The sequence below is a fragment of the Paenibacillus sp. EC2-1 genome, assembly GCF_049311625.1.
Taxonomy (GTDB): Bacteria; Bacillota; Bacilli; order Paenibacillales; family Paenibacillaceae; genus Paenibacillus_AQ.
The window spans coordinates 52,666-65,427 of record NZ_CP186006.1 but is presented as its reverse complement, the minus strand read 5'-3'; the positions used below and the strand labels follow the sequence as shown (position 1 = coordinate 65,427).

The following is a 12,762-nucleotide window of genomic DNA, read 5'->3' as shown; positions in this document are numbered from 1 at the left end:
CTCTCAAAGACACATAAGATATTTTACCACAGCCTGTCTGACCATCTCAAATATACAAGATAGAGCAGTGATCTGTGATCCAGCGTGGCAATTAGTTACTGTAAATCTCCGGTTTCAAAACCCCGATGTAAGGGAGATTCCGGTAATGCTCGGCATAATCGAGACCATATCCTACAACAAACTCATCGGGAAGAACAAACCCGGTGTAGTTTGCCTCTAGATCTACCGTTCGGCGTGCCGGTTTATCAAACAGAGTCACCACAGCAACCGACTTGGCATTACGATTCTCAAGCAGCTCGATTAAATAGCTTAGTGTCAGGCCACTGTCGATAATATCTTCAACAATGAGTACGTCTCTACCTTCAACAGATACATCCAAATCCTTAATAATTTTTACTACACCAGATGATTTTGTTGAAGCACCATAACTCGACACTGCCATAAAATCTAATTCCATCGGTACCGTAATGTTCTTAACCAGATCTGCCATGAAAATAAACGCGCCTTTAAGAACACAAATCACCAAAGGATCGCGTCCCGCATATTCTGCGCTAAGTTTTTCCCCTAATTCTTTAACCTTAGCGTGTATTTCTTCTTCGCTGATAAGTACTTCTTGAATGTCATTTTGCAACTGAGAGAACCTCCTACGTGTTTATACTATGAAAGTGTAAAAACGGCCATTCCGATTTTACACTTTCTCCGCATCCACGAGTTCCATGCGGAGAATACATGTTGTATGCCGCCCAACAGCGGCGTGAACAGAGCGTCTTACACCCGGGATCCACACGATGCTACCTGATCCATCACAAACCATAGGGATAACTGAACGGACAGACGGTGGTATCTTCTCATCAATGAGAATATCTTTTACCTTTTTGCTGCCGTTTAATCCCATGATCTTTATCTTGTCTCCGGGCCGCCTGCTACGTATGGTTAAAGGGAAGACAAGTTGATCTGCATCAAAGGACGCCTCGCCAGAAGACATCTTTATGCTATCCCTCATTTCCTCTCCATTCATACGCACAAGCTTTAAAATCTTTCCGATTTCCGGCAGAACCAGATTCCGCCCATCGGGGGAATTCAATTGATATATGTAGTTCCCCTGTCCTGCAAGCGGCTTAGGATAAAAACTCACCTCTCCGTATTCACGGATGCAGGTCAAACCGCCTCCTAAATCCAGACGCCAATTGGTTCGGCGTTCCTGTATAACCCCTTGGCGGACCGTTTCGATCTTAACGAAATCGGTATTTTCCTGGTCTGCCGACAGATAATTTAATATTAGTTTAATCAAACGCCGTTGTAAAGCGACATGTAAGCCCAAAAAGGAAGGCGCGTCGAATGCGAGCCTTCCATCGATCTCCCGTACAAGGGAGCGGTAAGCATTCTCGGCAGTGAGCTCCATGAAGTCATCTTCCTCACCCGTAACTTCTGCAAGCTGGTTGAGTGAAGATGAAATCTGTCCATTATACTGTTCAAGATACGGAAGTACCTCTAAGCGAACAGCATTACGGCGATATTTTGTCGTCAAGTTGCTATGATCCACTGCATAGGAATAACCGCGTTGATCGCATAACTCAATCAAGTCCGTCTTGTTAATACGAAGAAACGGACGGATCAGTTCCACATTTTTTTGAACTCTTTTTATTTTCATACCAGCAAGGCCAGATGGCCCCGTTCCACGCAATAATCGCATCAGTACCGTTTCTGCTTGATCATCCGCATGGTGAGCCAGTGCAATGGACCTTGCACTATACTTCTCAGCAACTTCAAAGAGAAATTCATATCTTTTATCCCGAGCAGCCTCTTGCACACCTTTCCCACTCTGCTCCATATACGCAGGCACATCGATATAAGCTGTCTCTACTAGTATTCCTAAACTTTCGCCTAGGTTCTGAACCATGACAGCTTCATCGTCGGATTCCTGACGAAACCCATGATGTACATGAGCACATATCAGTGTGAGAGGTGTACTCCGAGTTGAAATCTCATGTAGAACGTGCAATAAAGCTACAGAATCCGGGCCTCCGGAGACAGCAACAATAATGACATCGCGGGCAGTCCATAGCTGCTTCTCGCGCGCCAGATCCTCTACACGTTCAACGATTGATCTCAAACAATCCTGTTCCAATTTTGATGTCCCCTTTTTCAGTCGGTAAACAGGCCATAATAAGCAATATCCGGCATCACGGACTTATGTACGGAGAAATAAGTATATCGCACAACCTAGAATAATTAGCGACATAACAAAAGAATTTGTAAGCCACCGCGGTGTCTTCGTGTTCCCACCGTCCCAACGGGATGGGGAATACACACGACTTCTCCAGTAGTTCACCGCTTCCCGTGAATCTGCGAATTCGCCAGCAAGGGCTTTACTCAACCAGCCGGCATATGGCCTAAGCTGCGAGCTCTTTCGTAGTGCATCCTGAAGATCCGAGACATGACGGACCTGTGGTAATTGTGATGCGGCCGTCTTAAGCGCCTCTTCATCCAATAGCTGAATACACATCACGGCAAACGAGAACAGATCATAACCTTCGTCGCCGGTCCGGCTCCCGGCATTCCAATACCCACGATCATACCACTCAGTAAATTGCTTCACACTTCGGCCGACAGCACTAACTCCGCCATAATCGATCAATTCCACTTGACCATACGCTGACACGATTACATTCTCAGGCTTTAGATCACCAAAAATATAACCAGAACGGTGCAGCACCGAGAGTCGCTCGAGCAGTTTAAGCCCCACAAGACCAAGCCATTCTCTTCCTCGTGAACGAATGAAACGCTGAAGCTGGCTTCCTTCAACATATCGCATGACATAGAAGGGAACTTCCCCAGCGCTGTCCTGATGGTCATCAGCTTCTACCAAGTATGGAACTGACATCTGCTCTTTGAGCGTGTTTAATACATTGATCTCCGATTGAAGATCAAGGGTATCATACCCCATCTTTAAAGCATAGCGCTCCGTACTTCCAGGCCGTTGTACTAGATAGACTCTGCCGTTAGCCCCCTTGCCTAACATCCGCTGTACGATGTATCGACTCTTCCGCCATTTCCCTGTAATTACGGTTCCCGGCGGATAACCGGAATTAGACAACGTAGTCACCGAGCATCCCTTCCTCTTGGCCGGAATCACCCAGCCATGATTGATTACCATCTAGTGTACCATAACGATAATAATCAATCACCTTAAGTAAAGCTGGGCCTGTCGGTGTTGCGCCCTTCATCTGTAGCTTTTGAAATAAGGATCTCACCCCATCCAGATCTGAAGTCCAATCAACATCCTTTACGATATCTTCTCCAATCCCGCGTCCAGGAAAATGAAATACCGAAATCCTACTAGACCCCGCTCGAGCTTTCAAACTGAGCATCAGGTCCCGAATTGCTTCCTCTACCGCTCCAAGCTTAGGCTTCATACTAGCACTAGCATCAATTAATAGCGCTACTTGCAAAGGTGAGGTCTCCGCAAGTTCATCTACCACTTCAACCACCTGTGATCGTTTCTCAGGCGGAAGGTCTTCAATTGCTCCTCCCCCTAGTATTTGCTGTATCTCTTTATTAACCGCTTGCTGTATAGTTTGAACAACTGTTTTACGAGTCATCATCTGCATCGTTCTAGCGAGCATAGGCGTGCCCACAATGCGGTGTATCCCACCGCCAGCTTTGGCGATCTCTTGAATTTCAAAAGCACCAAGCTCACCTATCGTTCCATAATCAAGGACACCGACAACATTGACCGTAATTCCTTCTTGCAGCGCATGTGCTGCTGCCATAATCGGACTAGGCCCTACATTTGAACAACCATCCGTGATGAGCAAAATCTGTTTCATATTTGCATCCTCCCCGTCACTTCATTAAACTATCGTTCTCTCTATCATTCCCAGTTTTTATAGAGTTCAAACGATATTTAAAAGAATAGACAGGCATTTCCCGGGTAATTCACTTTAATCAACTTACGGTACGAGGACGCTCCATTCGTGCAAATCCCGGCACATGAACATTAGCCCACTCGGGATGAAAATGATCTACACGGCCTACCACGACAGTCATATCATCATGAATCTGATTCTGCTGATATCGAATAACCTTTTCTAATAAGCAATCTGCAATTTCCTGTGGATCTGAACTGTCTACCTCCTGAATAATTCGTTTCATCCAAAGTTCTTTGTTCACGGCGTATCCTGGCGCATCATAAATCCCGTCTGTCATCATAATGAGTACATCCCCTGCCTGAAGCTGCACGGATACTAGATCTACCTCAATATCCTGGATAATACCTATCGGCAGATTGCTAGCCGTGACCGGGATGACTTCATTTCCCCTTTTTATAAAGCTCGGTGTTGATCCAATTTTCATAAAAATAGTCTGGGCAGAATATTGATCAATCAATGCCATATCAACGGTTGCATAAATCTCTTCAGGTGATCGAAGCATGAGAATTGAATTAACTGATTTAATTGCAAGCTTCTCATCCATACCCGACTGCAATAGTTGTTCCAAAATATTAAGTGCTGAGCTGCTCTCCATCCTCGCCCTCTCTCCATTACCCATTCCATCACTTAATGCCACCGCAAAGGTTCCATTTCCAAGTTCAACGGTACTAAAGCTGTCCCCTGATAACAAATCTCCTCCTTTGGCTGCGGCGGCCACACCTGTCGTGATCTCAAACGTCTTCGCTGAACCGAATCGAACAGTAGCCAGCCCATCCCGGGGATGAGTCATCGTCTCTTCCACGACAGCGATATGTTCCCCGATAATATCTGAGAGAAGCGGAGCAATGATCTTTCGGCACTCATCATACCCCCTTGTGTAAGCGTGGATAATCTCAATTTCCACATGGCCGGAATCTAAGCTAATAATATCTATGCCTTGAATAGATAGACCTAAATGCTGTAATGCCTCCCTTATCTGCTCCTCTTGGATATGCATCGTCTGACTTTCCCGTTTGATTTCTCGTGCAAGGTCCTCCATAACCTGCGATACGCCGGATAATTGTTCTGCAACAAGATGACGACTATCGAATATTTGACGTTTCCACTGCATATCATGTTGGTACAAGTGATATTGCTGTTTTAGCAAACCGAGCACTTCTTCCTTCTTCCCACATATCTTATCCCAAGACGGTGGGAGATCCTTTGTCTCGACACCTGGATTCTCTTCAATCGTGGTCATCATATCGGTCATATATTTATACGTCTGATAAAACTTGGCATCCCAGCAGTGATTTCGCTTAAAGCAAGAGGAGCACGCCCCTTCTGCAACCGCATCCATAAAATGATTCATTTCCTCGGCCTGCCTACCTGGTGGCTGTATCGTCCCTGTCGTCTGTCCAAAACTCTGAGAGAGCTGCCGAAACACTTGAGAAAATTGGGTCACTCGATCGGCCGTCAAGTCCCTAACCCGCTTCGCATACTCATGTTGAGACTTCGTATGGTCCTGCGTTCCAGGCACATATTTGCCAATCGCCCGTGTTAGGCTTTTTGGTGTAATTAGAAATAATCCAATCGCAATGCAGGTCTCCCAAGTTGAGAGCATAACCTCACTAGGTTTATTGAAATAAATGGACAGTATGGTGGCCCCTAGCAGCATGCCTAGAGAAACACCTCCCTTCTTGCCTTCACGGAGCATGCCAGCGAGCATACCCGCAAAAGCAAGGAGACTCATCTGAGCAAATGCTGATATGTCAGCTAAGCTTAAAATGAGGCCAGTAACCACACCTACCGAAGCACCGAGAGGAGCCCCACCAACCAGAGCGAACAATAGAATTAAGTAGCGTGACAACACATGCTCTACGGACATTCCTTGAATGACCCAGCCCACAGCACCTGTCATAACAGAGGCCAGTAGTATGATAAGGCATAGGATTTCCTCGTTCTTGAGCACATAATTTTTTTTACGTAGTGTAAATACCGGAATGGCCTGAATAAACACTAGCGTCAGCACGAACCCGAGTACTGCATCGAGTGACATCATCATCACAGCGTACCAGTTCATGGATGGACCGATCAGCAGGGCGAACAAGTTTACAACGAAGGTAGACACAAACACCATCATCGGTGCATATGACAACTCTGCTCGTTCATAAGACTCCAACCCTCGAAGCATGAAGTAGAAGAGGATAAGCTCCGCTGGGATCATCAATGCAGATGAACTTGATGCAAAAATACTTCCTGCAATAACTGCGATCCCTACTGGAAGTAAGTAATCTCTACGCATAAATGCGATGACCGCAAAATAAGCTGCTGCAAACGGAGATAACTCGTCCAGAATCATCGCTCTTCCTAACAGAAAACCCATAAAGGTCAGCAGTATCATCCACTTCTTAGCGGCCAGTAGCTCAAGGGGTCGCTGCAAGAAGGACAATTGCCCAATACGTTCTGCTAAGCGGGCACGAAAGACTCCCGCTCCTCCTTTTGCCGTATCTGCCCCCGGAAACATTACCACGTTTCTTTTTTCCATCACCCTGGCACCCCATTCTTTCACGAATTTGTTTGGTCTCATTATAAAACCGACGTACCGAGAAAGTTTGTCAGAACACCGGACAAGCTCCAAAGAAATTTCCGACAAAAAAGCCTGCCTCCGCGAAAGCTCGGACAAGGCAGGCTAATCCCTTGATGCATTTACCATTTGGGTGATTCAGTTGACTAAATTTTGGGTATACTGTTTCCCGAATTGGGGCACCTTCATTTTTGGTTTTCACGTTTTTGACACGTAAATCACGTAGGAACGTGTCGTACCCTTGCATCACGCGACAAAAAAACCGCAGAAGGTTATTTCCCTCTGCGGTAAATTTATATTTTATCGAATTACACCCGTTTGGCTCCGCGTCCACCGCGTTTGCCCTCTGTATTCTTCTTAAGTGAAGAAATACGTTCTTCACTATCTTTCAGGAAACGTGACATTTTATCCTCAAATGAAGGCTTGTTGGCCGCAGGCTTAAACGAACGTCCGCCGCGTTCACGGTTATATCCTCCACCGCCACCGCCGAATCGTTCTCCTCCGCCGCCTCCGCCGCCGCTACGCTCCGGTCTTGGTGCGCGTGGTGGACGACTTTCGGAAGCTGGTTTGTCAACAGCCTGCTTGATCGAAAGACCGATCTTGCCGTCTTTGTCGACATTAATCACCTTCACGGTAACGACATCGTTGATCTTCAAGTGATCGTTGACATCCTTAACGTAGTTGTCGGCGATCTCTGAGATGTGAACGAGACCCGTGACACCTCCTGACAGATCCACAAATGCTCCAAAATGCGTTATGCCTGTCACCTTGCCTTCTAACTTGGTGCCCACTTCAATTGCCATAGAATAAAATGATCCTCCCTTAAAAATATACAGTCCGATTTCTTGAATCTCACTGCGGTGATTTGATTATACCCAATGACCTAAAAGAGGTCAACAGACGTATGTCATGGCTTTACCAGTATTATTCATCCTGATTCTGTGGTTGAATAATTGGAACCTCACTCGGTGGGTAAAGTCCGAATTTCTTTCTTGCAATTTGCCCGATATATTCGGGATCTTGCAGCCGCTCAACTTCAAGATTCAACTTGTTCCATGAATCTTGCACAGCTTGCTGTTCAAGGCGTTTTTGTGCCAGTATCTCACTCCGGTCTTGGATGTGAACATTTTGAGACCAAAGCGTTGAGCCTGCCCAGATCACAAATAGCGCCATGACGGCCATATACATTCTTCTGCGCCGAAGTGCGCCTTTGTTCTTTGTTGTCTTTTGGGGAGCCTGCTTCGTTTGTTCAGCAAATCTTCCCATGACTCATTCCTCCTAAAACCAGCGTTTCCACGCCTTTATAACCTTGTCCGCCACATCCTTGACCCAAACAGGCATCTTTACACGCGATGTGATCGGCCTCAGCATCCATTTCAGAAGACTCCAAAAAGGCAACAAGCATCGCAGTACCACACGTAAAAGGAACATGACCAATCTCCAGAGAAGCTTAATCAGCCCTTTCAATAGGTTCAGGATACCCCTGATCGGATTCCAGACCAATACGCGAAACATCGTCATTAAAACCGACAGCAAGCGTTTTGCCGCCTGAATTAACATTACCACAAAACGCTTAGTTATAACACTCCATAATAAAAAATAGATCCAAACCCCTAGAAAGAGTCCTAAAAAAACGTAAAAACGCAGTTGGCCATAGTTTGTCACATATAGCATTCGGAATACAAATAAAGCCGCTGCGATCCAGTACGCCATATCCAGCGCATGCTGCGACCATCTAGGAAAGCGAAGCTGACCTGCCAGCACCCGGTAGCTGTCATAGGCCAGTCCCATAGCCGCCCCGGAGAATAACATCCAGAGCAGCGTGATCCATTGGATTTGCGGGTTCATTTAAACAACTTGCCGAGGAGACTCTTATTTTTAGCCTGGGATCCGGGATTTAAGTAGATGAGGGAGTGCACTAAGCCTTCAATAGACAGAAGCCCCTCTTCCAGACTTAAATTTTTGATATGTAAATTCTGGCCCCGGATGGTCAGATGCCCGAGTTCAGTCTGCAGTAGAAATTCTTCACTATCAAAGCTCTCCACATTTTGGACGCCGCTGATGTCGAGCTGTTTGCGATTCTGCATCCTAAGGTCATGATGTTTGCCTTTCCCTTGGTCGATCATGGCATGTACCCCTCCTTTTAGAATTAGCTTATGGGGTAGAGCCTGTCTTTAGAACTGTAACCGTCATACAAAAAAGAACCCTCTCACAAATGTGAGAGGGTTCTCCTGGATAGACTGCTCTTACCAGTCCAATCCGTTATCTTTGACGATCGGTTCTTCCTTAACCAAGGTGTAAAGGCTAGTAGCCTCATCTTTACGGGTGGTCTCAGCAAGACGCTCGACACGGACAGTAACCAGCTTTTGGCCAAACTGAACCGTAATCTCATCGCCTACCTTAACGTTGCCGCTCGGTTTGGCCTCACGGCCGTTGATCAGCACTCGTCCTTGGTCTGATACATCTTTCGCTACGGTACGCCGCTTGATTAACCTCGATACTTTAAGGAATTTATCGACACGCATTACTTTACAGCTTCTTTAAGTTTGTTACCTGCCTTAAATGCAGGAACATTAGACTCAGGAATTTCGATTGTGTTACCTGTTTGTGGGTTACGGCCTGTACGACCAGCGCGTTTGCGAGTTTCAAATGTACCGAAGCCAATCAATTGTACTTTGTCGCCACTAGCAAGGGCATCTGTAATTTCACCAAGAAAACCGTTCAAAACGTTTTCTACGTCTTTTTTAGTCAATCCGCTTTTGCTGGAAATGTTGTTGATCAAGTCTGTTTTGTTCATAATTTTAAATCCTCCCAATTATCAGAAAAGTAAAAGATTGCGGTACTGCAGGTAGTAAATCAGCCATATAAGCCACAAATACCTTACTTGGTTATTCTGGACCGTTTGCTCAATTCCTGCCGCATTACCCTATTTTTTTATTTTTTGTGCGAAAAACCGTCTTTTTTCACGGTGTGCCGTCACCATTAGATGACATAATCCGCTTAGCGGACTGCCACAGAGATTCCATCTCTTGCAGGGAACTGTCCTGCACTGATTTGCCCTGTGCTTCCAGCTGCTCCTCGATATACCGGAATCTCGAGACAAACTTCCGGTTCGTTCTCGTCAATGCTTCCTCCGGATCGGCCTTTATGAATCGGGCTGCATTACTTACGGCAAATAGTAAATCCCCGAGTTCAAGTGCCTGATCTTCCGGAGACTGCCCCTCAGCTACTGCTTCGCGCAGCTCAGCGAGTTCTTCTTCAATCTTCTGGAACACACCGTTAATATCATCCCAGTCGAAACCGACCTTAGATGCTTTTTTCTGCAGCTTATAAGCCTTCATCAGGGCGGGTAGATCACGGGGAATGCCATCGAGTGCAGATGATTTCTCCGGATCAAGTCCCTTCCGCCGCTTCTCTTCTGCTTTCATCTGCTCCCAATTCTGCAGAGCATCCTCTGCATTCTTCGCAGAGTTCTCACCGAAGACGTGTGGATGGCGGAATATCAACTTATCATTCAGGCCCTGTATGACATCATAGACCGTAAACGTACCAAGTTCTTCTTCCATCTGAGAATGAAGCAAGATTTGAAGCAGCAGATCACCAAGCTCCTCCTGCATATGCTCCGGATCATCCTCATCAATCGTCTCCAAAACTTCGTATGTTTCCTCAATCAAATTTTTACGAATGGATTCATGGGTCTGCTCCCGATCCCAAGGGCATCCTTCTGGACTTCTAAGAATACCAACGATTTCATGAAGGCGGGCAAAGGTCCGTTGACGCAGCCCGTCATCATCGCTACGGGGTACATAAACCAGTGATAGGTTGCCATAACCTTCAATTCGGTCCAGTTCAAAAAGCGGAACACGGACAATAGACTCTTCGCCTTCTACGCCGAGTGCATGTCCGACAATCACTTCATATTCATCCGGATAGATCTCCATCAGTGCAAGCTTAACTTCTGATGCAGTGAACATGTCATAAACCTGACCGATGAGCGTATGAAGCTGCGGCTGGATAAGACTGCTTCGAAGCTCGGCGGCATCCAGCAGCTGAAAGCCTTCAATCGGATCAAATCCGAGGCGGACGAAGGCTTCGTCAAGGAAGCTTTCTCCTCCGAGTACAGTCAGCGTTATGTGCTGCTCCGGGCATCGCTCCCGGAGCAGCTTTACGGTCGCCTCTGCCACCATAGGGTGACCTGGAACGGCGTAGACAATCTCACTACTGCTATCTTCGGACTTTGCTGCCTCGTCGATTAATGCGGAAGCAATAAAATTATATACCTCAGGAAACGTGTCATGACTCTCATATACATGATCAAACGATTCCATAACGACACCGAGCTCTTCCAATGCCGTTATCACGGGATGAGACAAGGTGCGTACGTATACCTTGGCAGCACCCTGTAGTGTTTTCATAATGCCTAATGTTAGTCTGTCCGGGTTGCCCGAACCGAGGCCAACAACCGTAATGGCTGCACTCATAAAGCTTCCTCCGCTCTTCGCCCGATCTTTATGGGCGGTGTTTTTCGTACACTACTATACCACAGACGGAAAGACATCTCACGCCTGCACGTTGTCAGCTCAGCATGCGCATCGCTTTAAGCATCGCTACTAGAGGACTTCCGACCTTCGGCAGCATGCGAAGCTCCTCTTCAGTAAGGAGCTTCGTAAACACAGCACCGGCAAGAAAGACAACGGCTCCCGCTACCACACCAGTCAGACTGGAGGCAGCAGCGCTCAAGCGCCCCTCAGCAATGCCTACCATCGCAAGTAGGTCACCTGTAGCATTACTTATGCCCCAAGCTGCTAACGCCAGCGCTGCGATGATAAATACAGGCTTGGCAAGCGAATTAACAGCGTCCAGTCGGAAGCCGGTTGACCGAGCAAGCAGGATTACATTCAGCGTTGCCGCGATGAAATGTGCTACTACACCAGCAATTGCGGCACCCGTAATGCCCATAGTAGGTACTAATAGCAAGTTAAGACCAAGCTTAAATGCAGCACCTGCCAGTAGATGAATTGCCGGGGCTCGCACGATACCGATCCCTTGCAGCAGAGCAGCGGAGATAATGCTTACGGTACCACCAACAGCTGTAAAAGCAATCCAGCGCATCACACCACTACCTACCGCATCCTGATACAACATAATGTTGATGGGAATTGCGAGTGCGGCGAGCCCTACGGATGCTGCAAGACCAAGTAACCAAAACCAGCGTAGTGCGAGTCTGCACTGCTTCACCACCAGTTCATTCTGGTTCTTAAATTTCGCTTCAGCCAATGCTGGGATAAACAACACCGATAAAGAGGTCGCCATCATTGTCACGAGCTGAACAAGTGGAAGTCCGCGGTTATAAATACCGAACTGGGCCATTACTGATTGCCCCGATAGGCCCGTGTCTTTAAGCAGCCTAGGTACAGTAAAAGTGTCCACTAAGCCAATTAAAGGAACTGCGAGAGCACTCATACAAATAGGCAACGCGTAAACCAACATTCTGCGAAGAATACGTACATACCCTTCCCGCTCCAACTGTACGCCTTGAGATTGCCCATGAAGTGACTCTACACCTGCTTTATGAACCCCTTCTGCTGTGAATCCTTCGATTCGACGTGAGGAGACTTCTTTACGCCAGTAGTAAGCCATAACAAGCAGACCCGCCAATCCACCTGCTGCAGATCCAAATAATGCCCCAGCAGCAATTTGGTCTACGCCAGCGCCTGCACCAATCATGTAGAGGAGAAGGACAATCATAACAGCCACACGTATGGACTGCTCTGCAATTTGTGATACGGCTGTAGGCACCATGTTGTGTAATCCCTGAAAATACCCTCGCAAAAGTGCCATCCATGGAACGAATGCCAGCGCCAGTGCCCCACTCCTTAATGCTGGTACAACATGATCGTCACCGATCCATATCCCTAATATCGGCGCGCCTAGATACAACGTTACACCCAGAGCAAGGCCGAATAGGAGAAGGGTAACAGTCGATACACGAAGCATCCTCCGACTATCTTCGAAACGTCCTGCAGTCTCATACTCAGCCACATATTTCGACAAAGCCGCTGGGAAGCCAGCTGCTGCTACTGTAATGATCATCATATATAGCGGATAAACCGTATTATAAATGCCAAATACGGCGTCACCGCCCATATTTTGCAGTGGTATTTTTTGCAGCGTTCCGATCAGCTTGGAACCGATTGCCGCCGCGCTAAGAATAAAAGCCCCCTGAAGAAGCCTAGATCCTGATTCATTATGTTTCATTAGTCA

At 46.9% G+C, this 12,762-nt stretch carries 13 protein-coding genes; all 13 read right to left on the bottom strand.

The annotated features are described in order from the left end of the window. Positions 1-91 precede the first annotated feature (91 nt). The gene (gene hpt / locus ACK8P5_RS00300; protein ID WP_422659031.1) at positions 92-631 is read right to left on the bottom strand and encodes a hypoxanthine phosphoribosyltransferase; all 540 of its coding nucleotides are present in this window, start codon (positions 629-631) and stop codon (positions 92-94) included. A gap of 57 nt (positions 632-688) precedes the next feature. Beyond that, positions 689-2,128, bottom strand: coding sequence for a tRNA lysidine(34) synthetase TilS (gene tilS / locus ACK8P5_RS00295; RefSeq protein WP_422659030.1), 1,440 nt, complete (start codon positions 2,126-2,128; stop codon positions 689-691). Between the two features lie 63 nt (positions 2,129-2,191). Beyond that, a complete protein-coding gene (locus tag ACK8P5_RS00290) occupies positions 2,192-3,106 on the bottom strand; it encodes a serine/threonine protein kinase (protein ID WP_422659029.1) in 915 nt (304 codons plus the stop codon). Then, complete coding sequence (locus tag ACK8P5_RS00285) at positions 3,090-3,830, bottom strand: hypothetical protein (RefSeq protein ID WP_422659028.1); 741 nt, start codon at positions 3,828-3,830, stop codon at positions 3,090-3,092. The genes ACK8P5_RS00290 and ACK8P5_RS00285 overlap by 17 nt, the downstream gene beginning before the upstream one ends. Before the next feature lie 118 nt (positions 3,831-3,948). After that, entirely contained in the window at positions 3,949-6,459 is a 2,511-nt protein-coding gene (gene spoIIE, locus ACK8P5_RS00280) for a stage II sporulation protein E (protein WP_422659027.1), read from the bottom strand. Between the two features lie 347 nt (positions 6,460-6,806). Further along, positions 6,807-7,301, bottom strand: coding sequence for a S1 domain-containing RNA-binding protein (locus ACK8P5_RS00275; RefSeq protein WP_422659026.1), 495 nt, complete (start codon positions 7,299-7,301; stop codon positions 6,807-6,809). 121 nt (positions 7,302-7,422) lie between these two features. Beyond that, on the bottom strand, positions 7,423-7,764 hold the full coding sequence (locus ACK8P5_RS00270; protein ID WP_422659025.1) for an FtsB family cell division protein: 342 nt from the start codon (positions 7,762-7,764) through the stop codon (positions 7,423-7,425). 12 nt (positions 7,765-7,776) lie between these two features. Continuing rightward, entirely contained in the window at positions 7,777-8,346 is a 570-nt protein-coding gene (gene yabQ, locus ACK8P5_RS00265) for a spore cortex biosynthesis protein YabQ (protein WP_422659024.1), read from the bottom strand. After that, a complete protein-coding gene (yabP, locus tag ACK8P5_RS00260) occupies positions 8,343-8,624 on the bottom strand; it encodes a sporulation protein YabP (RefSeq protein WP_422659023.1) in 282 nt (93 codons plus the stop codon). Before yabP ends, yabQ begins: the two co-directional genes overlap by 4 nt. Positions 8,625-8,744: 120 nt before the next feature. Then, the gene (locus ACK8P5_RS00255) at positions 8,745-9,023 is read right to left on the bottom strand and encodes an RNA-binding S4 domain-containing protein (protein ID WP_422659022.1); all 279 of its coding nucleotides are present in this window, start codon (positions 9,021-9,023) and stop codon (positions 8,745-8,747) included. Next, the gene (locus tag ACK8P5_RS00250; RefSeq protein WP_054956725.1) at positions 9,023-9,295 is read right to left on the bottom strand and encodes an HU family DNA-binding protein; all 273 of its coding nucleotides are present in this window, start codon (positions 9,293-9,295) and stop codon (positions 9,023-9,025) included. The genes ACK8P5_RS00255 and ACK8P5_RS00250 overlap by 1 nt, the downstream gene beginning before the upstream one ends. Positions 9,296-9,461: 166 nt before the next feature. Further along, the gene (gene mazG / locus ACK8P5_RS00245) at positions 9,462-10,979 is read right to left on the bottom strand and encodes a nucleoside triphosphate pyrophosphohydrolase (protein ID WP_422659021.1); all 1,518 of its coding nucleotides are present in this window, start codon (positions 10,977-10,979) and stop codon (positions 9,462-9,464) included. 94 nt (positions 10,980-11,073) lie between these two features. Beyond that, positions 11,074-12,756 (bottom strand): putative polysaccharide biosynthesis protein, encoded by a 1,683-nt coding sequence (locus tag ACK8P5_RS00240; protein WP_422659020.1) that lies wholly within the window; start codon positions 12,754-12,756, stop codon positions 11,074-11,076. Positions 12,757-12,762: the final 6 nt, after the last annotated feature.